This window comes from Lentzea kentuckyensis, assembly GCF_002150765.1.
GTDB classification, from domain to species: Bacteria; Actinomycetota; Actinomycetes; order Mycobacteriales; family Pseudonocardiaceae; genus Lentzea; species Lentzea kentuckyensis.
Genome location: NZ_MUYM01000112.1, coordinates 1 through 24,602 on the forward strand (window position 1 = coordinate 1; position 24,602 = coordinate 24,602).

14 protein-coding genes are annotated in these 24,602 nt (G+C 68.9%); 4 read left to right on the forward strand and 10 right to left on the reverse strand.

Features of this window, described 5'->3' with window-relative positions; translation table 11 throughout:
• Positions 1-116 precede the first annotated feature (116 nt).
• The 8 genes from B0F77_RS39345 to B0F77_RS39380 form a co-directional block, all read right to left on the reverse strand.
• Complete coding sequence (locus B0F77_RS39345; protein WP_086668152.1) at positions 117-383, reverse strand: PRC-barrel domain-containing protein; 267 nt, start codon at positions 381-383, stop codon at positions 117-119.
• Positions 370-744: a hypothetical protein gene (locus B0F77_RS39350; protein WP_245849252.1), complete on the reverse strand. Its 375-nt coding sequence runs from the start codon at positions 742-744 to the stop codon at positions 370-372. The genes B0F77_RS39345 and B0F77_RS39350 overlap by 14 nt, the downstream gene beginning before the upstream one ends.
• A 2-nt stretch (positions 745-746) precedes the next feature.
• A complete protein-coding gene (locus B0F77_RS39355) occupies positions 747-1,976 on the reverse strand; it encodes an NRAMP family divalent metal transporter (RefSeq protein WP_086668154.1) in 1,230 nt (409 codons plus the stop codon).
• A complete protein-coding gene (locus tag B0F77_RS39360) occupies positions 1,973-2,425 on the reverse strand; it encodes a hypothetical protein (protein WP_143467157.1) in 453 nt (150 codons plus the stop codon). The genes B0F77_RS39355 and B0F77_RS39360 overlap by 4 nt, the downstream gene beginning before the upstream one ends.
• A gap of 38 nt (positions 2,426-2,463) precedes the next feature.
• Entirely contained in the window at positions 2,464-5,244 is a 2,781-nt protein-coding gene (locus tag B0F77_RS39365; protein ID WP_245849254.1) for an AfsR/SARP family transcriptional regulator, read from the reverse strand.
• 62 nt (positions 5,245-5,306) lie between these two features.
• On the reverse strand, positions 5,307-5,792 hold the full coding sequence (locus B0F77_RS48280) for a flavin reductase family protein (RefSeq protein WP_158102949.1): 486 nt from the start codon (positions 5,790-5,792) through the stop codon (positions 5,307-5,309).
• Positions 5,789-7,927 carry a tetratricopeptide repeat protein gene (locus B0F77_RS39375; RefSeq protein ID WP_086668157.1) on the reverse strand — a complete coding sequence of 713 codons (2,139 nt, stop codon included), beginning with the start codon at positions 7,925-7,927 and terminating at the stop codon, positions 5,789-5,791. Before B0F77_RS39375 ends, B0F77_RS48280 begins: the two co-directional genes overlap by 4 nt.
• Positions 7,924-9,108 (reverse strand): hypothetical protein, encoded by a 1,185-nt coding sequence (locus B0F77_RS39380; protein WP_143467158.1) that lies wholly within the window; start codon positions 9,106-9,108, stop codon positions 7,924-7,926. The genes B0F77_RS39375 and B0F77_RS39380 overlap by 4 nt, the downstream gene beginning before the upstream one ends.
• 369 nt (positions 9,109-9,477) lie before the next feature.
• Here B0F77_RS39380 and B0F77_RS39385 point away from each other — a divergent pair, with 369 nt between their 5' ends.
• The 3 genes from B0F77_RS39385 (at position 9,478) to B0F77_RS39395 (ending at position 17,003) form a co-directional block, all read left to right on the forward strand.
• Entirely contained in the window at positions 9,478-13,047 is a 3,570-nt protein-coding gene (locus B0F77_RS39385; protein ID WP_086668159.1) for a WD40 repeat domain-containing protein, read from the forward strand.
• A gap of 772 nt (positions 13,048-13,819) precedes the next feature.
• Complete coding sequence (locus B0F77_RS49360; protein ID WP_211294266.1) at positions 13,820-15,142, forward strand: hypothetical protein; 1,323 nt, start codon at positions 13,820-13,822, stop codon at positions 15,140-15,142.
• Between the two features lie 4 nt (positions 15,143-15,146).
• Entirely contained in the window at positions 15,147-17,003 is a 1,857-nt protein-coding gene (locus B0F77_RS39395) for a N,N-dimethylformamidase beta subunit family domain-containing protein (protein WP_086668160.1), read from the forward strand.
• A 220-nt stretch (positions 17,004-17,223) separates the two neighbouring features.
• Here the strand turns inward: B0F77_RS39395 and B0F77_RS39400 are convergent, their stop codons facing one another.
• Positions 17,224-21,000 carry a DNA topoisomerase (ATP-hydrolyzing) gene (locus B0F77_RS39400; RefSeq protein ID WP_086668161.1) on the reverse strand — a complete coding sequence of 1,259 codons (3,777 nt, stop codon included), beginning with the start codon at positions 20,998-21,000 and terminating at the stop codon, positions 17,224-17,226.
• Positions 21,001-21,021: 21 nt separating this feature from the next.
• Positions 21,022-23,073, reverse strand: a complete 2,052-nt coding sequence (locus B0F77_RS39405) for a DNA gyrase/topoisomerase IV subunit B (RefSeq protein ID WP_086668162.1) — start codon at positions 23,071-23,073, stop codon at positions 21,022-21,024.
• A 331-nt stretch (positions 23,074-23,404) separates the two neighbouring features.
• On the opposite strand from B0F77_RS39405, the gene B0F77_RS39410 reads away from it, so the two are divergent.
• Positions 23,405-24,580, forward strand: coding sequence for a pyridoxal phosphate-dependent aminotransferase (locus B0F77_RS39410; RefSeq protein WP_211294267.1), 1,176 nt, complete (start codon positions 23,405-23,407; stop codon positions 24,578-24,580).
• Positions 24,581-24,602: the final 22 nt, after the last annotated feature.

Below are 24,602 nucleotides of genomic sequence, written 5' to 3' on the forward strand. Positions count from 1 at the left end.
ACCCGACAAAGCACTATTAGTGGTGTAGCCCGGTACGTTGCCGGGGAATTCGCGCCGCCGCGAGGCGCCCCGCTGAGCGTGGATCACCTCGCCAACGTTCCGGGACGTGCCACCAACTACTCGTCCGACCAGTCAACGTCTTCCCACGCCACCTCGTGCGTGCCGCGGTGCAACAGGCGGGAGAGACGTTCCAGCAGCCACGGCGGTTGGATTCCGGGCCGTTCGAAGCCCAGCAGCCGCCCACGCCGTCGCGGGGTCACGAGCACGCGCACGACGCGGTGCCGTCCGCTCCCGTCGGGTTCGGTGATCAGGTCCGCCACCCGGCCGAGCGGGTGTCCGGCGCGGTCGCGCACGTCCTTGCCGAGCAGGTCACTGGCCAGCATCGGTGGCTCCAGGGATGCGCCCGATCACGTTGTCGCGCAACCACAACTCCAGTGCCGGGGTGTCCAGCAGCTCGTGCCGGACGTCGAGGCGGATCGCGCTGCCGATGTCGGCGACGCGGTCGAACGGGATGCGCAGCGGTCGCGGGTCCCCGGTGGTGTGCAGCCGCCGGGCGACCGCGGCCATGCACCGGCCGAGCACGCCGCCGATGCGCGTGCCCAGCGCGTGATGGCCGACGAGGATCGCGGCGACGAACGGCCGGCCGTCCTCGGTCACGCCGAACTCGACGTCGTCCGCCTTGCCGACGAGGTAGCCGTCCAGATCGACGATCTGGCGGTCCAGCAGGTCGAAGTCGACGCGCACGCTCACCCTCCCGTCCCGGTCAGGATCATCAGGGGCACCGCCGCGACCGCCACCACGAGGATGACCACCAGGTACGTCACGCCCAGCACGTTGGTGAACCGGCTGTTGACGTGGTCGCCGAGGTAGTCGCGGTCGTTGGCGACGACGAGGATCGGCAGGTAGGTCAACGGCAACGCGACCGCGCTGAAGACCAGCGAGTACTCGGTGATCGCGATCGGGTCGGCCGTGGTGAGCAGCAGGGCGACCCCGAGCAGGATGCTCACCAGCACGACCGTGTGGAACCGCGCGGCCTGCCGGGGCCGGACGAGCTTTCCCCACTGCCAGCCGAAGTACTGGGCGACGGTGTACCCGGCGGAGAGCCCGGTTTCCAGTGCCGCGCCGAACGTGGCCGCGAAGAAGCCCAGGATCACCACGGCCAGACCGAGCTTGCCGAGCGCCATCGCCACCGGCAGCGCGGTCTGTCCCAGGGTGTCGACTTGGATGCCGGCGGGCTCGTAGACGACGGCCGCGCAGCCCATGATCGCCAACGAGAGCAGGCCGCCGAGCGGGAAGCCGACGAAGACGTTCACCCTCTCCGTCGTCAGGTCGCGGGGCGACCAGTTCTCCTCCACCGCGCCGGACGAGAAGAAGAACACCTCGTACGGCGTCATGGCCGCGGCGAACAGCGCGACCGCGAAGAACCCGTAGGTGCCCCAGTCCTCCGTCTGCGGCGGGCCGAACGTCGTGACCTGGTCCGTCAGTTGGGCCCAGGGCGGGTCGAGCGCGATGAACGCCACGACGAACACCACGAGCGCGAGCCCGGTCAGCCCGAAAACGCGTTCCATCGGCTCGAACTTGACCCGCCACAGCACCACCCAGAGCACGAACGCGGCAATGGGCACCCACAACAGGTAGTGCACGCTGGTGGCGAGTTGGATCGCGAGCGCGACACCACCGATCTCCGCGCTGAGGGTGAGCAGCGTGACGAGGTACGAGCCGGCCAGGTTCGCCAGCGCGACACGGGGTCCGAGACGTTCGCGCACCAGGTCGAACACCGGACGCCCGCTCATCGCGGCCACCCGGCCCGCCATCTCCGCGTACACGCAGATGCCGACGACACCGACCACGACGACCCACGCGAGCCGCATGCCGAACCGCGCACCCGTCTCCGAGTTCGCCACCAGGTCACCGATGTCGACGAAGCCGCCGATCGCGGTGAGGATGCCGAGCGTCACGGCCAGGAACCGCTTCATCGCAGTCCCTCCAGCACCGCCGCCAGTTTCTCCCCCACAGCGGTCAGCCCGGCGACTGCGGCCTCGGCGGCAGGCCGGTCGTCGTTCTCCAGTGCCGCGCCCAGATCTCCGACGAGACGAGCGGAATCCTGCAGCAACGGCGACACGTCGTCGCGCAGCCGTGCGGAGTCCGGTCCGGGCACCTGCAGCTCCATGACGTCCGACGCCGCCGTCGCGAGGGCCTTGCGCGCATCATCGACCACAGTGGACTGATACGGCGGGAACGTGTTGCCGCGCAACGCCTGTTGCCCGGCGATCCGGGCGGTGCCGACGGAGGACACCGCCTCCTGGACGCCGGTCTCCACAGTGGACCGGTACTGCCCGGCGCTCACCGGCCACACCCCGATCAGCACCACGGCGAGCAGGCCTGCACCCAGGCCGATCAGCACTGCCCAGCGACGCGTTCGCACGTCGCACGCATACCCGCCCTCAGCAGTCCCAAACGTGCTCACTTGGAACGTTGCGCGATGCGGTCGGCCGCCTGGTGGAGGTTCTGCCCGCGGTACAGGTCGATGGCCTCCTGCCAGCGCTGCTGCGCCTGCTCGCGTTCGCCGAGGTCGCGATGCGTGTCACCGAGCGCGGCGAGCGTGCCCGCCTGCCGGTAGGTGTTGTCGAGGTCGCGCCACAGCGCCAGGGCGCGGCCGTAGTGGTGCAGCGCGAGGTGGTGGTCGCCGGTGTTGCCGGCGATCGCGCCGAGGCTGTCCAAACTGTCCGCTTGGCCGTATATGTCGTTGTGCCGCACGCACAACGTCAGCGCGGACTCGCAGAAGCGGCGGGCGCGGACGTGGTGGCCGAGGCGGGTGTACGAGGCGCCCATCATGCTCAGGGCGCGGACTTCCCACTGCGTGTTCCCGATGCGGTGGTACAGGTTCCGCGCCCTGGTGAGGTGCGCGAGGACGCCGTGGTCGTCCTGCTGCCAGGTCAGCGCCAGGGCCAGCACGAGGTGCGCGCCGGCCTGGCCGAGCGTGTCGCCGACCTGTTCGGACAGCACCAGCGACTGTCGCAGGTGGAGCAACGCCTCCGCGTCCCGGCCCAGCGGCGCGTACACCAGGCCGAGCCGTCGGTGGGCGCGGGCCTGCACGGCGAGGTCGCCCAGTCGTTCGGCGGCGACGAGCCCCACCTGCCAGGAGGCGATGTTGTCGTGCAGGTGCCCGCGCCGGTAGTGGAAGTTGTCCAGCGACCAGGCGAGCTGCCACACCACCGTGTCCCAGCCCGCGTCCTCGGCCGCGGCCCGCGCCGCCAGGACGCAGCGGTGGTTGGCGTCGAACCACGCCATCGCGGCCGCGCTGTCGGGCAGCGGGTGCGGGACGCAGTCGGCCGCGTCGACGGTGATCGGCGGGTGTTGCTGGTCGAGCAGTCTGCTGCCGTTGTGCGCGGTGTGCAGGTAGTAGTCGACGACCCGGCGCAGTGCCTTGTGCCGCGACGGCTCCGGCTCGTCCGCCAGTGCCACGGCCTGCGCGTGCTGGCGGACCAGGTCGTGGAAGCGGTAGCGGCCGGGCGCGGGTTCCTGCAGCAGGTGGTCGTCGACGAGGCTTTCCAGCAGCCGTTCGGCCTCGGGGAGGTCCACTCCCGCGAGGGCCGCGGTGGCGTGGGCGTCGAAGTCCGGGCCGGGATGGATGCCGAGCAGCCGGAACACGCGTCGCTGCGGTGCGCCGAGGTGTTCGTAGGACAGGGCGAACGCGGCGGCCACGCTGCGATCGCCCGCTTCGAGCTCGGTCAGCGGGGAATGCGCCTGGCGCAGGCGTTCCGCCAGATAGCCCACCGTCCACGCGGGACGTGCGCGCAGCCGCGCCGCGGCGATGCGGATCGCGAGCGGCAGGTGACCGCACAACGCGACGACCTCGTGCACCGGGTACGCGGTGCGGTCGCCACCCGCGACGCTGGTGAACAGTGCGACCGCGGCCGTCTCCGGCAGCACGTCGAGCGACACGACCTGGGTGGCGTCGAGGTCGACCAGGCGGCGCCGGCTCGTGATCAGCGTCAGGCTGCGCGACGTGCCGGGCAGCAGCGGACGCACCTGCGCGGCGTCGGCGGCGTTGTCCAGCACGACGAGCACCGAACGCGTGGCCAGTTCGGCCCGCCACAACGCTGCCCGCGCGTCCGGGTCCTGCGGGATCCGGTCGGGCGGTACGCCCAGTGCCCGCAGCAGTGTGTCCAGCGCCGCCATCGCCGTGACGGGCCGCTGGCTGGACGCGTGGCCGTGCAGGTCGATGAACAGCCGGTCGTGGTAGTCCTGCGCGAACCGGTGCGCCGCGTGCACGACCAGCGTCGTCTTGCCGACCCCTGCCATGCCGTCGATCGCCTGGATCACCACGGCGTGCCGGCCGGCGGCGCGCGCGGCCGCCAGCAGGCTGAGCTCGGCCTCGCGGCCGGCGAAGTCCCCGATGTCGCCGGGAAGGTCGTCCCTGGCCGGTTCGCTCGGTGTGGCGGCCGGTACGCCGAACAGCTGGGCGTCGTTGTCCAGCACCTGCTGGTGGATCTCGGACAGCCGCGGTGAGGGATCGAGCCCGAACCGGTCGATGAGCAGGGTGCGGGCGCGCAGGTACGCGTCGAGGGCCTCGGCCTGCCTGCCCGCCCGGTACAACGCCGTCATCAGCTGCCCCCAGAGGCGTTCCCTGCCGGGATGCCGGTCGGTCAGCCCGGTGAGCTCCTCGACCAGCGTCACCCCCGCCCCGGTCGCGAGGTCGGCGTCGACGCGGTCCTCGACGGCGCCGAGCCGCAGGCCCTCCAGCCTGGCCGCCTCGGCCCGCAACACCGGTGTCGCGCTGAACTCGCCGTACGCCTCACCCCGCCACAGCGTCAACGCCAGCGAGAGCTGTTCGGCGGCGTTCGCCGGCCGACCGGCGGACAGGGCGTCCCTGCCGGCCTCGACGAGCCGTTCGAACCGGCGGGCGTCGACGACGTGCGGTTCGAGCCGCAGCACGTAGCCCGCCGGGTGCGTGACGATCAGGCGGTCGACGGCGAGCGCGCGCCGCAGCCGGGAGATGTAGCTGCGCACGGTGCGCTGCGCGTCGGGCGGGGATTGCGGGCCCCACAACGCTTCCACCATCGTGCCGACGGTCGTCACCCGGCCCGCGTTCGCCGTCAGCAACGCGAGCAGCGTCCGGATCCGCGGGCCGCCCAGGTCGAGCACCTCGTCGTGCACGCGCACCTCGAACGGCCCCAGCACCTGGAACTGCGGCTGCCGTGCAGCGAACTCGGTTTCCACGCAGTACAAGGAGTTAGCCACCAGGACCGGGATACGCTCTCTGTCGCAGTGGGACAAAACTGCCGGTCAGCGACCAAAAACGATCATGCGCGGTCCAATCGGCCATATCTGCCGCCGTAATGGACGAGAGGCGACTTGGCGGGCGATCCACGTTCGACGGCCACCACCAGACCGATGACGAGACTGTGGCGGCCCACCCGGACCCGTTCCAGCGGCGCGATCCGCCACCGGCAGAGCACCCCGCGCAGCGCGGGCAACCCCGCGCTGTCGCGGTACCACCGCGTCGCCGGACCGAACTTCTCGGCACCGGGCCGGCTGAACGCGCGGGCGACGTCCTCCTGGTCGTCCGCCAGCAGGTTCACCGAGACGTGCTCGGCGGTCTCGATGACCGCCCACGACGCCGACTCCGTGTTGATGGCGAACGACAGCAAGGGAGGGTCGAGGGACACGGGCGCGAGCGACGTGGCGCAGAACCCCACCGGCGTGGCCAGCCCGGCCGTGACGACGGCGACCCCCTTGGCGTGCTGGTGCAGCGCTATGGAAAGCCCCTCCGGCACCGTCGTGGTCACGCCACACTCTCCGCGATCTGCCCCGCGTGCGGCGAGATCTCGTCGCCGTACGCCGCGAGGTGCGCCTCCCAGTCCGCACGGGCTCCGGCGTCGTCGCCCAGTGCCTGCCGGCTCACGCCCCGCAGGTACAGCACGTCCGGGTCGTCGGCCCCGGCGGCCAGCGCGGCGTCGAGGTCCCGGACGGCCTGGCGGTGGTTTCCCATCGCCTGCAGCGCGATGGCGCGGTTCACGCGCAGCATGCCGTTGTCCGCCAAGCGGATCGCCGCGGTGAGGTCGTCCACCGCCTGCACGGGCCGGCCGGTCGTGAACGCCAGGACGGCACGGTTCGCCCACGCCGCCACGAGTGCCGGATCCTCCGCCAGCGCGGCGCTGTAGTCCGCCCAGGCCGCGTCGTGCTCGCCGGCCTCCGCGTGCAGGCCGCCGCGCGCCGAGAGCAGCCGCGCGTTCTGCGGGTCCAGCGCCAGCCCGTGCTCGACGTCCGCGGCCGCCCGTGCCAGTTCCCCGTTCTCCAGCAACAGATCGACCCGGTTGACGAGCGAGTCGACGTGGTCGGGTTCGAGCACCAGCGCGTAGTCCAGGTCCCGCAGGGCGCCCTCGTCGTCACCGAGTTCGCGGAGCAGGTCCGCGCGGTTGTAGTGCGCCTCGTGGAACGGCGGGCTCAGCCGGATCGCCGCGGCGTAGTCCTCGAGCGCCTCCGCCTCCCGGCCCGCCGCGCGGCGCACGGTGGCGCGGTCGAAGTAGTACTCGCCGTAGTTGGGATCCCGCTGGATCACGTCGTCGTAGTCGAGCAACGCCGCGGCGTGCTCGCCCATCGCCGCGAGCACCTGAGCCCGGTTGTGCGTGAGCACCGACCGGTGCAGCAGTTGCTCCTCGTGCCCGAGATGGGAGTCGGTCATCCCGATCGCCTCGTTCACCAGGTCCAGCGCGGCCTGCAGATCGCCCCGGTGCAGTTCGACCAGCGCCTTGCCGTTGCGCATGAACGCCCCGTTGAACGTGCGCCGTTCGGGCTTCGGGTAGTTGTCGGCGAGGACGATCGAGATGTTGGACCACTCCGCCGCGAGCTCGTGGTCGAGCTCGTCCTTCGGCATGTAGCGGGTGTGCAGCATCGCTGTCATGTAGCTGGACCGCATGTGCATCTCGGCGTCGGTGGTGTGCCGCAGCTCGGCGAGATACCGCGCGGCGTCCTCCGCCGGTCCGAGGTAGGACAGGCACGCCGCGACCTTGGTGGTGAGGTTCCAGTACAGCTGCGGCTGTTCCTCCTCCGAGACCAGCTCCCGCCCGCGCAGGGCCAGGTCCATCGACGCGTGGTAATACCCCAGCTCCAGGCACCGCGTCGTGGCCACCAGCAGCGCCTCGCCCGCCACGACCCGGTCCGTGCCGCGTTCGAGGTGGTACGGGATCGCCCCCAGCTCGACACTGGGTTCTCCCTGCGCCGCAAGCTCTTCCGCACGCGCGGTGTGCCGCCGTGCCCGCTCGTCCGGCGGCAGCTCGTCGTACGCCGCGAGGACGGCCTCGTCGTCGAGAACGCCGTCCGAGTCGATGTACAGCTGCGCCAGGTCGTCGCCCTGGACCGGTTTCCGGCCGCGGCGGGCCCCAGTTCGAGCGTACTTGGCCAACGCGTCCGCGAGCGCCGTGTCGTCACCGGGATCATCGAGCTCGACGACGACGGTCAGCTGCCGGGGATCGCAGCGACGCAACAGGACCGTCAGGAGTTCGCGGTCGGTGGCGTCGGCCTCCCCCACGTAGGTGAACGCGACCACGACACCGTCCGGGTGCCGCACCCTGGCCCAGTCCATCACCAGCTCGGCGACACCGTGCACCAGCCGTTCGGTGCGTCCGGCGGAGTAGAACCGCGTGCGTTCCCTGGGTTCCGCCGCCTCCGTCAGCGTTTTCTCCGGCAACGGCAGCACGGCGGCGAGTTCCGGTGCGATCGCGACGATGTTCGTCGCTCTCGGGAGCACCAGATCAGCGTTGTGCGCCAACAGTTCCGGCACGATCTGCCGCAGCAGCGCGCCCGCTCCGGTGTACGGTCCGCGCGACCGGCGATGACACATCGCCTCGACGTGCGGGGCAGGTGCCGGTGGCAGCGAGTCCGAGGTGACCGCCCAGCTGTGCCGGGCCTGCGGTGAAGTCATGCGAGCGCTCCTTGCGTAGCCCTGGTGCGAACCCGGGCACGCCGGTCCCGCACGGTGACGTAGATCAGCAGACCCAGCTGTGCGACGGCCATGCTGAGGAAGATCAACGTGTCGATCACTTCCGAGGTCGGCGTGTCCGGTGCGGTGATCCGCTCGAACACCGTCGACCAGAACCGCCACACCGTCGGGATGCCGGCCCAGGCGAGGCTGCCCAGCGAGAACCCGTACCCGAGCACCAGCAGCGGCGCGTACCAGCGCGCCACGACGAGATCGCGGTCCGTCCACTCGGCGTCCGGCGCCTGCGGGGGCCGCCGCAGCAGCCGCCGCACCTGCGACCGGATGAAGAACCGGGTGGCGTTCTGCAGGTCCGCGCACCGCAACGCCGTCGCGATCACGTGGTACAGATCGGTTTCCAGGTAGAACATGAACTGCCACACCAGCCGCAGCAACGTGCTGAACGAGATCGCGAGCACCATCCCTGGCACCCACGTCGGCACGTTCCGGTCCATGAGCACGGCGGCGGTCAACGTGAACACGGCCACCAGCAACGCGTCCAGCAACATGCCCGCCAGGAACGGCAGATAGCGCTGCCGGCGCGGCACGCTGAGCAACGAGTCCAGCCGCGTCTCCGCGACCAGGTAGTACAACCGGCGCCCGATGCCCAGCGTCGACGGCAGCCCGAGCCGGCGTCCGGCCAGCACGTGGAACCACTCGTGCAGCAACACGAGCGGAATCTGCGTGAACGTCAGCACGATCGGGATCAGCGAGATGTGGTCGGTGAAGAAGAAAGCGTGGTAGGACGGCCGAAGCGACGGGATCCGCACCATCGCGACGACCGCACCCACCATCAACGCGGCGTACAGAACCCAAGCAGGCCACGAGAACGCCCACCGTCCCGCGCGCTGCCAGCGCACCGGTTTCTCCACCGGCGCGTCCGCGTCTCCGGCCACCAGGAACCCGAGCTCGTCGAGCACCTCGAAGAAGTCCTCGAAGTCGAGCGGCGTACCGCACTCGCTCTCGTACCAGGCCGCGACCTCGTCGACCGACCTCCCGGCCCCCAGCTGACGCAACGTCTCCGCGCCCTCCTCCGGGAACATCGCGTAGGAACCGGTGTCCGGGCGGCCGACCATGACACCGTCGCGTTCCGCCACCATCGTGAGCCGATGCAGGCGAACAGACATGCGGCACCCCCTCTGGCGAACTCTTTGACGAAGAACTGGAAGGCCGGGGCTGGACGCGCCATCCGCAGGCCAGCCCCGGCCGCGTCACGCGATCAGTTGGCCGAGCACGGGCAGTAGTAGCTCGGGCTGGTCAGGCGGATCGTCCCGGCCTTGCGAATCGACATCTTCTGCATGGTTCCTCCTCCCCTGGGTCGAACGACGCCGACGACGTTGCCAGCCGCCGTCGACAGTCCGTCGACAGTCCGTCGACAACGCCCACCGACAAATGGTTGACGCGGGGAAATCAATTCCACCCGAACGCCTCAGTGACGAATTCCGAGAATTTCCGCTACCTTGCGCTTTCCTAATTCTTCACTCAGGAGCGCGTGCGTGAAGGACGATGCAGAGTCGTCATCCGAGGCCACCCCGCCCGTCACCAACCAGCTGGCCGGTGACGTGCGGGGTTCGGTGTTCCAGGCAGGCGAGATCACCGTGGCCGGGCGTGATCTGCACGTGCACTACGCGGACGGACACCAAAGCCGGAGCCGCGTCCGTTCTGGCACCGTCACCGACATATGTCCCTATCCGGGATTGGCCTCATTCCAACTGGAGCAGGCACGCTGGCTGTTCGGGCGGGACGCGTTGATCGCCGAATTGATCGGCACACTGCACGAGCGGCTGGATTCCGGCGGCGGTCCGCAGATGGTCGTGGCCCCCTCCGGCGCGGGGAAGTCCTCCCTGCTGCGCGCGGGACTCCTCGCGCGGTTGGCGCAGGGAGCCCTGCCCGGTTCGAGCCGATGGCCGGCGGTGGTGCTGACGCCGACCGCCGATCCCGTCCGGACGCTGGTCGGCCAGTTGGCCTCGCTCGCAGGACTCGAGCCCCTGCCGGCGGACGCTCCGCCGCGCATCCCGGACGGATTCGTGCCGGACCTGAAAACGTCATCGAACGGCCAACGGGTCGTGCTCGTGGTGGACCAGTTCGAGGAGCTCTTCACGCTGTGCGGCGACCCCGCCCAGCGCACCGCCTTCATCGACGTGCTGGCCCAGCTGGCCGAGGACGTGGCGCTGGTCGTGGTGGGTCTGCGAGCGGACTTCTTCGCCGCCTGCGTCGACCATCCGACGTTGCGTGCCGCCCTGCGCGACCGGCCCCTGGTGGTCGGGCCGATGTCGGAGGACGAGTTGCGCGAAGCGATCCTCTACCCCGCGCAGGACGTCGGGCTGGAGATCGAACCCGGGCTGGTCGAACTGCTGTTGCGGGACCTGGGCACCACCGCGGAAGGCGAAGGCCAGGCCTACGCCGCCGACCGGCTGCCGCTGCTCGCGCACGCGCTGCGGGGTGTGTGGCAGCAGCGCCAGGGCACGACGTTGACGGTGTCCGGCTACCAGAGCACCGGCGGCATCCAGCGGGCCGTGGCCGTCACCGCCGACCGCGTGTTCGCCGATCTCGACCAGTTCGGGCAGCAGGCCGCGCAGTGGGTGTTCCTGCGGCTGACCAAGCTCGGGGACGGCGCCGACGACACCCGCCGGCGGGTCGCCCGCGCGACGCTGATCGAGTCCAGCAGACACCCCGACGTGACCGCGGTCGTGGTCGACCGCTTCACCCAGGCCCGCCTGCTGACCCAGCGGCAGCACACGGTGGAGATCACGCACGAGGCCATGCTGAAGAGCTGGCCGCGGTTGCAGCGCTGGATCGACACCGACCGCGCCGGCCGGCTCACCCACCAGGACCTGGAGGACGACGCGGTCGCCTGGAACCACGCCCGCGACAACACCTCGTTGCTCTACCGGGACAGCCGGCTCGAGGTCGCCCGGACCTGGGCCCGCCAGGCGACCGACGACGACCTCAGCCCCGTCGCCCGCTCGTTCCTGGATGCTTCCGCGCAGCAGCAACGAGTTCGCCGCCTCCGGACGAAGGTCGTCACGGGCGCCCTGGTGCTGCTCACCGTCATCGCCGTGATCTTCGGGATCACCGCCGTGGTGCAACTCGGCATCGCCGACCAGCAGAGCCGGATCGCGCTGTCCCGTGCGCTCGCGGCGCAGTCGGTGGCACTGCGGACGAAGACGCCCGAACGTTCGATGCTCGCGGCGGTCGCGGCCTGGCGGACCGCACCGTCCGCCGAAGCGCGGAGCAGCGTGCTGGAGGCGCAGACCCAGCAGTTCGCGGGCCGGCTCACCGGGCACGGGGACATGGTGGTGGAGGCGGAGGTCGACGCGAACGGCACACGGATCGCGACCGCCAGCCGGGACGGGAAGGTGCGGCTGTGGGACCTGAGGAAACGTGAGCTGATCTCGACGCTGGAGGGACACACCGGCTGGGTCCAAGGGGTCGCCTTCAACCCGCGCGATCCGGACACGCTGGTGAGCGCGGGCAAGGACGACACGTTGCGCTGGTGGGGTCCGCAACCCGGCGTCGTGCCCGCCAAAGGTGTCACCGACCTGGCGTTCAGCCCTGACGGCACGTTGATCGCCACTGGCAACTACGACGGAACTGTCGGGCTGTGGGACGCCGTCCAACGGCGGCAGATCGCCCAGCTGACCGGGCACACGGAAGCAGTGAGCGACGTGGCGTTCAACGCGGACGGCACGTCGCTGGCGTCCGCGGACAACGACGGGACAGCGCGACTGTGGAACGTCGCCGAACGACGCCATGTGCGGACGTTCGAGGGCCACACGCATTACCTGGACGGCGTCCGGTTCGCCGGCACCAAGCTGATCACCGTGAGCCACGACTCGACCGGCATCGTCTGGGATCTCGCCTCGGACGCGCGAACCGTGCTGGCGGGTCACGTCGACGCGGTCTCCGGCCTCGCGATCACCCCGGACCTGCGGACCGTCGCCACCACCGGCTACGACAGCACGACCCGGCTGTGGGACATCGCGACCGGACGACTGCTGCGCGTGCTCAACGGCCACACCGGAGTCGTGGACGGACCGGTCATCACACCCGACGGCAGCACGCTGATCGTCGCCGGCTCCGACCGCACGGTGTCGCTGTGGGACCTGCGCGGCAGCGTGTACCAACACACCGACTACGTCACGGCGGTCACCAGCGCGCCGGACGTGATGGCCACCGGCGACCGGGAAGGCGTCATCCGGCTGTGGGACACGAAGCGGCACCTCCAGACCGGTTCACTGGACTCCGCGCTCGGGCAGATCGGCGGCCTGGCGATTCACGGCGACCTGCTCGCGGCGGGCAGCTTCGCCTACCACGTCCAACTGTGGGACTTCCGCCGGGAGAAGCTGATCAGCTCGTTGGGCGGCGGCCACGGCTCGATGAGCACTGTCGCTTTCAGCCCCGACGGCCGGTTCCTCGCGACCGGCGACTACAACGGCAGTGCCCGGCTCTGGGACGTCCGCACCCACCGCGAGGTCGCCACGTTCCCCGGTGACCGCTCGCCCGTCACCAAGATCGCGATCAGCGCGGACGGCCGCACCCTGCTCATGTCCGGCGACACCGCCGCCCGCGCCTTCGACGTCCAGACCGGCCGCCAAACAGCAGTCCTCCGTGGACACACGGAACCGATCAACGGCGTGGCGATCCACGAGAACACGCTCGCGACCGCCGGCAACGACACCACGATCCGGCTGTGGGACCGCAGAACCGGCGCGGAACTGGCCGTGCTGCGCGGGCACACGTCCAGGGTCGACGACATCGCGTTCAGCCCGGACGGAAAGTTGCTCGTGTCCGTGTCGTGGGATGCGACGGTACGCCTGTGGGACGTGCCGAGCCGCACTCCGCTCGCGGTGGTGAACGCACACACGCAACCACTGCGCACCGTCAAATTCCTCGACGACGACACGGTCGCCACCACGAGCAACGACTTCACGGCCATGGTGTGGCACACCGACCCCGAGCGAGCCGTCCAGCGCATCTGCGCGCTGGTCGGCCGCGACCTCACCGAGTCCGAGTGGGCCGAGCTGTCCCCGGAGTCCGACTACCAGCCGGTCTGCCAGGGCTAGTGGCGCTCAACCGGGGGGTGTGTCGGCGCACGAACTCGTCGATCAACCGCTGCTGCTGCCCAGGGGGTGGCGCCCTTCAGCTCGATGGTGTCGCCGCCGATGGTCAACTGGACTCGCCGGACCCCGTCGCGACGACCCAGCCATGAACGGACCACGGCCACAAGCGTTGTGAGCGCTCCGGCTCGCAGGCCGTATTCGAGGAACCTGGACGTCCGCCCCGGCGCTTCCTGAACCGTCGTGCACGTGGCAGTGCTGCATGTCGAAGTCGAGCAGCGTCGCGCCGACGAGGTCCAGATTGATGGACTTACCCCAGAACACGGACGTGCCGGGATTGAGGTGATCGGTGAGGATGCGTTGCGCGGTAAGGCGTACCTCCCGCTCCTGCACGAGATTCCGGTACTGGTCCCGTGTACAACTCGGTGACCCAGCGTTCGGTGGCTCGTCGCACCCCAGCCGACCGCGACGATGACGAGCGCGGCCAACAGGGAGACGCCGAACAGTGCCACCGCAGTGGCCCGCGCCTGGACCCAGTTCCCGATCGCACGGAATTCCGCCGCCATAAGCCATCGATATCGCCAATAGAGCCCTACTCCCCTACCGGCATCAGAAAAATGGTCGAACAATATCGAAATCTGGAGGTCGAGATGAGTGACACAAAAGATTCTTCTCGTGAGCAGGTGACCGCGCCCGTCGACCCAACCTCGCACGCGCTGCATGAATGGTTCAGGCAGGAGTCACTCCGCATCGGAAGAACACCCGAACGGAGTCGGCCATGTTGAAATCACTGCAGACCTACACGAATTTCCGTCCCGATGTGGACTGGAATACCTGTGGCCAGGCGGCGATCGCGTCGATCCTCGACTACCACGGCATCGATCCGTGGGGGCTGTCTCGTTCCCACGGCCGTTGGGACGACGGTGCCGCCATCGACAGGGTGATCGCCGACGGATTCGGCCCGGACATCGTGTTCGGCTGGGGGTCCTCGGGCGGGCGGATCGCTGCGGCTCTGCGGCACTACGGGCTGTGCGCGCGATCCAGGGGCGTGTTCTTCCAAGGTGGTTGGGCCGCGGCGTGGCCCGAGCTCCAGAACCTGCTCGAGCGTGACCTCCCGGTGCCCGTGCTCCTGGATCTCGGCCGGCTCGAAGGCAAGAACTACGTGTTCCACTGGGCGATCGCATACGCCTATGACGACCAACGAGTACATCTTGCGTCAGTCGGCACCACAACGCCGACGCACCAGCAGTTCCTTGACGCCTGGCGATGTGACTTCATCTTCATCCCGATGGATCTGAAGTTCTGCTCGGTGCCATCTTTCCGGCTCGCTGGCCCCGGCCCTCAAGGCGACACATTGGGGCCCGGACAAGTGCTCACCCCGAACGCCGCGGTGGGGTCGAACAACGGCAGGTATCTCCTGCGGTATCAGGACGACGGCAACCTGGTGCTCTACCGCACCCGTGACGGGCGCGCGCTGTGGGACACCAGGCCGCGCGGCAAAGGTGCCGGCATGTGCGTCATGCAGCCGGACGGAAACCTCGTCGTCTACGACCGCGAGGTCACCCCAGCGGTCTGGTGGTCCGGCACCCACGGCAACCCAGGCAGCCGTCTGGTGGTGCAGGACGACGGCAACCTCGTGATCTATGCGCCTGGTGACGTTCCCTTGTGGGCCACGGACACCGTGCAGCCGAACCTGCCCACAGGTCCGGTGGCGTCAGGTGATCGGATGGAGCCAGGCGAGACCCTGCCTCCCGGCTACGCGCTCATCTCGGCCGACAACCGGTTTTCCCTTGTCCACCAGGGTGATGGCAACCTGGTCTGGTACCGCAACAGCGACGGTTCCCCGCTGTGGGCCACCGGCACGGACGGATCCTCCCCGGGAGTCTGCATCCTGCAAGGCGACGGGAATTTCGTGCTGTACGACGCGGACGTAACAGCGCTGTTCGACACCGGCACCGGCGGCGACACCATCAGCCACCTCGTCGCGCAGACCGACGGGAACCTGGTGCTCTACAGGCCGGACGGTTCGGCCGCGTGGGCGACCGACACCTACGAGCTCGTCGAAGCGGTCGTCACCTCACCCGCCGGCCTTCCCCGGTAGCGACATGGCAATCACCGGATACGCGTCCCTCACCTCGGTCCTCCCCGGACAACCGATCGATTTCCACCTCAGCACCGACACCCCCGGCCCAGCGAACCTCGTCATCGAACGGGTCGGCACGCCGACCATTTCCGCGTCCATCTCCACGAACCTGGTGACGTTGGTCCCGCTGGCCGCGGGGTGGGAAGGATTCGGCTGGCCCGCGGCCTCGACGTTCGTGATACCGATCGACTGGCCCAGCGGCGTCTACCGGCTTCGCGACGCGGCGGCAGACGTGCTCACGTTCGTCGTGCCGCCCTCCGTTCCGGCTGCTACAACAACGGTGCTCCTCCACATACCCTTCCTCACCTACGCCGCGTACAACGCGGCCGGCGGCAAGAGCCTCTACGGCTTCAACAGTTCGCCGAGCGGGCAAGAGGGTGATCGCGCGAGTGTGGTGTCGTTCGATCGACCGTTCGACCAGGGACCGCCCGGGCTGGGCGCGGAGGCGGCGCTCGTCGACTGGTTGGAGCACGAAGGGATCGGGGTCGACTGCTGCTCCAGCGTCGACCTGCACGCCACATCGGACCTGCTGCACGACTACGAATGCCTCGTCCTAGCCGGCCACGACGAGTACTGGACGAAACCGATGCGGGACCAGGTAGAGCGCTTCGTCTCCAACGGCGGCAACCTGATCGTCCTGTCGGGCAACACCTGCTACCGCGCCGTCCGGCTCGAGCAGAACGACCGCCAGGTCGTCTTCTACAAGTACGCGGGCGACGACCCACATCCTCAGGGCGACGAAGTGACGGTCGCCTGGGCCGAACCGCCCGTCAACCGGCCCCAGAACACCTTGCTGGGCACCGGGTTCACCGACGGAGCGTTCGGCGGTCCACAGACCCCGCTGACTGTCCGGTTCCCCTCGCACTGGGTCTTCGACGGACTCAACCACCCGACCACGACCTCGGCGTTCATGGACTACGAGACCGACGCGGCCGCCTACGTGGACGAGCAGGAAGGTTATCCGCGGGTGACTGGCGAGGAGGGCACCCCGCTGACGTTCACCATCCTCGCTTCGGCGGACCTGCGTGGGTGGGGAGGGAAGCCAGGACGCGTGACCACAGGTGTGTTCTCCCGCAACGGCACCGTTTTCAACGCGGCCACGACCGACTGGATCCGAGTTCTCGGCTCGGACCCGGTCGTCACAACGGTGACCCGGAACGTGTTCGCCCGGCTCAGCCGACGAGTGCCGTGGGACTGGGAGCACATCGGCCATGCGAACCAGGGACGCGCGCTCACCTCGCTAAGCGGCAAGCTGTACATCGCCACCACCGACAACCGCCTCTGGCGCCGCTATCCCGTCGGCGCGGACGTGCCGTGGCGCGACATCGGACACGCGAATCACATCATCGCGCTGGCAGGAAGCGGCGACACCCTGTTCTGCGTTACGGACGACAACCGCCTGTGGTGGCGCGAACCCGTGGAGACGGACACCGGCTGGACACCGATCGGCACCGGCCCCGCCCTCGGCACGAAAGCACTCGCGGCGGCCAGCGGCATGCTTTACGCCTCCGACCCGACCGGCGCGCTTTGGCGAGCACCAGCCTCACGCGCAGCGCCCGCGTGGAACCCTATGGCCTTCTTCGCGCCCGACCCCGCCGTGAACGCGATGGCTTCCCTCGGCGACATCCTCGTCGCCTCGACCGCGGACAACCGCCTCCTGCGGTCGAACCGCGACTGGATCAACGAAAGCAGCGGCTGGCACGCGATCCACCACTGCGACTTCTCCGTCGGACTGGCCGTCGTCGACTGGAAGCTCTTCGTCGCCACCAGCGAGGACCGCCTGTGGTCGATCGATCTCTGGAACCTGCGACAGCCCTGAACACGCCGGCGACGGATCGGTCACGACCTCGCCCTCGCCGGCGTCGAACCTGACGAACTAGTGGTGTGACGCGGAACGTTGCCGGGGGAATTCGCGGTCAGCCGGGTGCATCGTGGTGCCGCCCCCGCGTCCTCGTACTGGTTGTACGGGGGCGCGGGGGCGGTGCCGCGAGGCGCCCTGCTGAGCGTGGATTACCTCGCCGACGTTCCGGGTCGCGCCACTAGTCCCGCTCGACCAGGTGCCCGATCACGTCCGGGCCGGGATGCGCGTGGCCCGAACCGTCACGGCGCGGGTCGACGTCCGGCAGCTCCACCGGGGCGCCCTTGTCGTCCGCGCCGGCCGGGCGGGAGCCGATCCACGCGAGCACCAGGTGGGTTTCGCCCTTGAGGAACCGCTGCGACCGGACACCACCGGTGGCACGGCCCTTGGCCGGGTACTCGCTGAACGGCGTGACCTTCACACTCTGGCCGGACGACGTGACCACCATCGGCTCGCCGTGCTCGTCGTCGTCCGTGCGGATCGCACCGAAGAACACCACGTACGCGTCGCCGCTCAGGTTGATACCGGCCATGCCGCCGCCCTTGAGGCCCTGCGGGCGCACCAGTTTCGCGTCGTAGCGCAGTAGAGAGGAGTCCGAGCTGACGAACGCGAGCGTCTCGCTGCCGTCGGTGAGCCAGGTGGCGCCGACGACCTCGTCGCCGTCCTTGAGCGTGATGACCTCGAACTCGTCCGACCGCACCGGCCACTCCGGCACGCACACCTTCACCGTGCCGAGCTTGGTGCCCAGGGCGATGCCCGGAGAGTCCTTCGGGTCGAGCGGCGCGATGCCGACGACCTTCTCGCCCTTCTCCAGCGGCACCAGCTCGCTCGCCGCCATGCCGCCGCGCAGCGACACCGTGCCGCTCTGCTCGGGGAGCACGGGCAGCGGCAGCACGTCGGTCTTGAACGCCCGGCCCAGGTTCGTGATCAGGACGATCTGACCGCGGGCGGTGGAGTGCACGGTCGCCGCCACGGCGTCGTGTTTCACCCGGCCCGCCCGGCGTTTGCCCTCGGACACCTCCTCGGACTCGGCCGCGGTGCGCGCGACGAGACCGGTGGCGCTGAGGATGACCTGGCACGGGTCGTCCGCGACCTCCAGCGGGCCGGCGGGCTTGGACGCCGCCAGCACCTCCTTGAGGTCTCCGTCGATGAGGCTGGTGCGGCGGTCGCCGCCGAGCTCCTTCGCCACCGCGGCCAGCTCGGTCGACACGAGCTTCTTCAACACGCTCTCGTCGTCCAGGATCGCGGACAGCTCCGCGATCTCCTGACGCAGCTTGTCCTGCTCGTTCTCGAGTTCGAGCTTGTCGTACTTGGTGAGGCGGCGCAGCGGCGTGTCGAGGATGTAGGCGGCCTGGATCTCCGACAGCTTGAACTGCTTCATCAGGCCGTCCTTGGCGGCAGCGGCGTTCTCGCTGGCGCGGATCAGCTTGATGACCTTGTCGATGTCGAGCAGCGCGATCAGCAGGGCCTCGACCAGGTGCAGGCGTTCCTCGCGCTTGCGGCGACGGAACTTGGTACGCCGCGTGACGACCTCGTAGCGGTGCTTGAGGAAGACCTCCAGCAACTGCTTGAGGCCCAGCGTCTGCGGCTGCCCGTCGACCAGCACCAGGTTGTTGATGCCGAACGACTGCTCCATCGGCGTCAGCCGGTAGAGGTCCGCCAGCAGCGCCTGCGGGTTCACGCCCACCTTGCACTCGATGACGAGCCGGATGCCGTTCTCGCGGTCGGTGAGGTCCTTGACGTCCGCGATCCCGGTGAGGCGCTTGGACTTGTTCACCTCGTCGGTGATCTTCTCGACGATCCGCTCGGCACCGACGCCGTACGGCAGCTGGGTGACGGTGATCGCCTGCCGGCCGCGGGACCCCTCGAGCAGCCCGATCTCGACCTTCGCGCGCATCCGGACCACGCCGCGCCCGGTCTCGTAGGCCTTCCTGACCTCGTCGAGGCCCAGCAGGATGCCACCGGTCGGGAGGTCGGGGCCCGGCACGAACTCCATGAGCTTGTCGAGGCTCGCGTCCGGGTGCGTGATCAGCCACCGCGCCGCCCCGACGACCTCGCGGAGGTTGTGCGGAATCATGTTCGTGGCCATGCCGACCGCGATCCCGGACGTGCCGTTGACCAGCAGGTTCGGGAACGCCGCCGGGAGCACCGACGGCTCCTCCAGCGAACCGTCGTAGTTCGGCCGGAAGTCGACGGTCTCCTCGTTGAGCTCACCGACGAGTTGCATGGCCACCGGGGACATGCGGCACTCCGTGTACCTCGCCGCGGCCGGTCCGTCGTCCGGGGAACCAAAATTGCCGTGGCCGTCGATGAGCGGCTCGTTGAGGCTGAAGTCCTGGGCGAGACGCACCAACGCGTCGTAGATCGCCGTGTCGCCGTGCGGGTGGTACTTGCCCATGCAGTTGTGCACGACCTGGCCGTCGACGACGAACGCATGCTCATCGGTTGCGACCTGGATGTCGTAGGTCGTGTCCGGCGCGACGGGCTCGACTGAAGTCACTTCGAGGAAACTGAAGCCGGACAACACTTCCAGGCGAGCGGCGAGCGGCGAGCCGATCCGGCGCAGCTTCTCCGTCCAACCGTTCTCGAAGGCCCGCCCGAGCGGGAAGGAACGCTCGGCGAGTTCGTTTCCGCACCGGTCCTTGCCGTACCGGACCTCCGCGCCCAGCGATGCCCGGAACGCCACACCGTCGGTGTCGCGAAACCAGCCGCCGCCCTGGTGTGCGGCGGTGAACTCCGCCATCACCTGCGCGCACGGCAGCCTGTCGTTGCCCTGCTTGCCGCCGTAGCGGTAGCCGATGGACAGCACCTGACGCAGGCCGTCCTGCTTGTAGCCGATCTTCGTCCACGGCAGCAGCGCCAACGCGAGGGCGGCGGCGTCACGACCCGAGATCGACAGGCCCAGCAGAGTCTTGTGCCCGGTCTTGCTGACCTGCGACCAGTGGTGGCCGTGGATGCCGCTGTCCGCGAGCATGCCGTGCAGCTGATCGATCAACCGGCGGCTCGTGCTGACCAGCACGATCTCTCGGTTCTGCTTGCGCACGTAGCCGTCACCGTCGAAGAAACCGGCGATGAACGGCGCCCACGCGGAGCGGTCGGCCAGCACGCTCGGCGGCACGACCTTCTGGTCGCTGCGAGGAGTCGCCGTCTCCAACAACGCCTCGTGGCGGGCGAACGTGAGGATGTGCTGGTCCTTGTGCTTCGGGTTCTTCGCGACGCGCTTGCCACGCGTGACGTCGACCCCGTTGAGGATCGCCCATCCGTGGGCCACGTCGAGCGGCTCGGCGTCGACCATGTGAATGCGCACCCGACCGTCGGCGGCGCGCTTGCGGTCGACGGCGAACCCCTCGGCGACGATGAGGCCCTGCACGTAGGCACCGAGGTCACCGGTGTCCGACGGGAGTCCTGCCCGCCGATCCTCGCCGTACGCGATCGTCTGCCTGCCGACCAGGGCCGTCGCCGCGGTCCAGCCGATCGACAGGTCGGATTCGACGGTCCGGAAACGCTGCCCTGGCGTGACGAGCATCGTGCGGCCGTTCGACCAGGTGACCCGGACCAGCTCCGAGACTGGATTCTCGTACACCTCGCTCACCGGCACCGGCGTGCCGTGACCGTCGAGCACGAGATCACCGATCTCGATCTCCTCGATCGGCCGCAGCCCGTCAGGCGTCGACACGAGCGCACCCCGCACGAAGCAGTCGCCCGTCACGCGGGCCGACTTCACGTACGCGTGGTTCGGCCGGTATCCCTGCTCGTGCATCGAGAACAGGATGCGGCGGTGCACCGGCTTGAGGCCGTCCCGCGCGTCCGGCAGGGCCCGCGAGTGGATGACCGAGTAGGCGTACTCCAGGTACGAGTCCTCGATCTCGGTCTGCAGCGAGTTGTCGAGCACCGTGGCGCCGGCCCGGTCGAACGCGGCGGGGTCGACCTTGGTCGTGGATCCCTTGCGGCGTGCCATGAGTCTTGTTGGTCTTTCTCGTTAGAGGTCGATGGCCGACTGGTCGACCCGGGCGGAGGAATCGATGAGCCAGTTGCGGCGCGGCTCGACCTTCTCGCCCATCAGCAGTTCCAGCGCGTTCTCGGCGGCCTCGGCGTCGTTCATGGTGATGCGGCGGACCGAGCGGCTGGCCGGGTTCATCGTGGTCTCCCACAACTCGTCCGCGTCCATCTCACCCAGGCCCTTGAACCGCGGCACCGGCGTGACGACCGTCTTGCCGGCCTTCTCCAGCGACGCGACCTTCTGCTCCATCTGGCGCTGGGTGAAGGTGAAGTGCGTTTCGGCGTTGCGGCCGCGGGTCATGACCTTGTGCAACGGCGGCATGGCGGCGTAGAGACGGCCGTCCTCGATCACCGGGCGCATGTACTTGGCGAACAACGTGATCAGCAACGTCCGGATGTGGCTGCCGTCCACGTCCGCGTCGGCCATCAGGATCACCCGGCCGTAGCGCATCTGCGAGATGTCGAACGTGCGGCCGGTGCCGGCGCCGAGCACCTGGACGATGGACGCGATCTCGGCGTTGCGCAGCGTGTCGGCGAGCGAGGCCTTCTGGACGTTGAGAATCTTGCCGCGCAAGGGAAGCAGCGCCTGGTACTCGGAGACGCGGGCCATTCTGGCCGAGCCGAGGGCGGAGTCGCCTTCCACGAGAAAAAGTTCGCTACGCGAAACACCTGTGGTGCGGCAGTCGACCAGCTTCGCGGGCATCGCCGCGCCCTCGAGCGCCGTCTTCCGCCGAGCCGCGTCCTTCTGCTGCTTCTGCGTGAGCCGGACGCGGGAGGCGTCGACGACCTTCTGCAGCACGGTCTTGGCTTCGACCTTGGTCTTGCGGTCCTCGGTCCACGCGCGGATCTGACCGTCGACGATGCCCTGCAGCACCTTGGTGATGCCGGCGGTGGACAGTTCGTCCTTGGTCTGCGAAGTGAACTGCGGTTCGGGGATGCGGACGTGGATGACGGCCGTCATGCCTTCCAGCACGTCGTCCAGGGTCGGCATGTCCTCCTTGGGCTTCAGCAGCCCGCGGGTCTTGGAGATGGCGTCCTGAATCGCCTTGACCACCGCGCGGTCGAAGCCGCGGCGGTGGGTGCCGCCGTGCATGTTGCGGATGGTGTTGGTGAAGCACTCGACGGTGCGGTCGTAGCCGGTGCCCCAGCGCAGCGCGACTTCGACCTCGGCCTGACGCTCCACTTTGGACCGCATCACACCGTTCTCGTCGGCGGCGTTCTCGAAGTAGGTGCCGGAGCCGTTGATCAGCAGGGTGCCGGAGACCGCGCGGTCGCCGGACGGGGCGAGGAAGTCGACCATGTCGCTGAGGCCGTTGGGGTAGTGGAAGATCTCTTCGGAGATCGCGTCTTCCAGTGCGGACCGCAGCACGTACGTGACGCCGGGGACCAGGAAGGCGGTGTTGCGCAGCTTCGTGCGGACGGCCTCGACGTCCAGCGCGGCGTTGTTCTCGAAGTACCGGGCGTCGTACCAGTAGCGGATCGAGGTGCCGGTCGACTCGTTGCGCTTCATCTTGCCGACGACGTTCAGGCCGCCCTGGCGGGTGAACTTCGCCTTGGGGCCGGGGCCGTCGAAGACGCCGGGAACGCCGTGGGCGAACGACATCTCGTGGACCTTGCCGCCGTTGCGCACGGTGACGTCGAAGCGGTGGGAGAGCGCGTTGACGGCCGAGGCGCCCACGCCGTGCAGGCCGCCGGAGGTCTTGTAGCCGGAGCCGCCGAACTTGCCGCCGGCGTGCAACTTCGTCAACACCAGTTCCACACCGGACAGACCGGACTTCGCGTGCACGTCGGTCGGGATGCCGCGGCCGTCGTCGTCGACCTGGACGCTGCCGTCGGCGTGCAGCGTGACGACGACCTTGGCGGCGTGGCCGGCGACGCCCTCGTCGGTCGAGTTGTCGACGATCTCGCTGAAGAGGTGGTTGATGCCCCGGCTGTCGGTCGACCCGATGTACATGCCGGGCCGCTTGCGGACGGCCTCGAGTCCTTCGAGGTGCGTCAGGTCGTCGGCCCCGTACAGGGTCTCTGCGGTCACGGGTATTTCTCCCAGGTTGTGTGCGGACTGCCAGCAGGGTATCCGTCTGGACCGACAATTTTTCGCAGGACGCCCGCCGTGGCGGTCACCGCTGCACTCCAGCAGCGTCTCAGCACGCCCCTGAACCCTGCTCCAGCCGCCGGTCAGGGCCTTGCTGAGCAGCGGTGGGACCGCGGCGCGCACCCCTGTCGGCTACCCGCGCTTGGCGAACATCACGCCGGTTGCCCCGCGAGACCGTTCCGAGACCTTCCCGAAACGGACCCGTGAACCGTGATGAACAACGGCACGTATGCCCCGGTGTCGGAAACGGACCGAGGGACGGAGTGATCGCGTGCGGCATGGTGTGGACTCGGGTCTCTTCCAGCAGACCGCGCACAGCCCGTCCTATTTCGAGCTGTCGCGGACCGGTGCGGGAGAGCTCGTGGACTTCTGCATCCCGTGCAATCCGTACTTCCCGACGCCCGAGATGTTCGAGGAACTGTCGAAGAACCTGGAGTCGATGCTCAAGTTCTACCCGAGCGACTCCGCCAAGATCGCCGACCAGCTCTCCAAGGTGCTGGGGCTGAACCCGGCCACGCTCGCGATGTCGAACGGTTCGACCGAGCTCATCACGTGGATGGACCACCTGTGGATCCACGAGAGCGTCGCGATCCCGATCCCCACCTTCGGCCGCTGGACCGACCAGCCGATGGAGAACAACAAGCGGGTCGACATGTTCCTGCTCCAGGAGAGCAACAACTTCGAGCTGGACATCGACGAGTACATCAAGTTCATCCGGACGCGCGGCAGCAGAGTGGCCGTGATCTGCAACCCGAACAATCCCGACGGCGGTTATCTGCCGCGCCGGGAGATCATCCGTTTCATGGACGAGCTCTCCGACCTGGACCTCGTCGTGATCGACGAGTCGTTCATCGACTTCGTCGAGGTGGAGCGCAACCCGTCCGTCGCCGCCGAGGCGTCCATCCGGCCGAACGTGGTCGTGCTGAAGAGCCTCGGCAAGAACTTCGGCCTGCACGGCATCCGGTTCGGCTACCTGGTCGCGAACCCCGGTCTCGCCGGGAAGATGCGCAAGACGCTGCCGAAGTGGAACCTCAACTCCCTCGCGGAGACCGTCGTGTTCATGCTGGCCGCGCACGAGGCGGAGTACGCCGAGAGCCTGCGCCTGCTCAGCCGCGACCGCTACCGCATGGGGATGGAGCTGTCGCGCATTCCCGACCTGACCGTCTACTCGTCGCAGGCGAACTTCCTGTTCGTGAAGCTCGGCGGGGGCATGGACGGCCGCGAGCTGCGGGACCACCTGCTGTCCAAACACCAGGTCTTCATCCGCGAATGCGGCAACAAGCTCGGCATGACGAGCAAGTTCGCCCGGCTGGTCGTACGTCCTGAGCAGGACGTGGAACGGCTCGTCGAAGGCATCCGAGACTTCACCCAAGCGAGGTGGACCACCCACTCCAGCCACAGTCCCAGTCACTCCAGCGAACCGTCGCTGTTGATGCACAGCGCTTAACCCCTTTGGGCACTGAAATCAT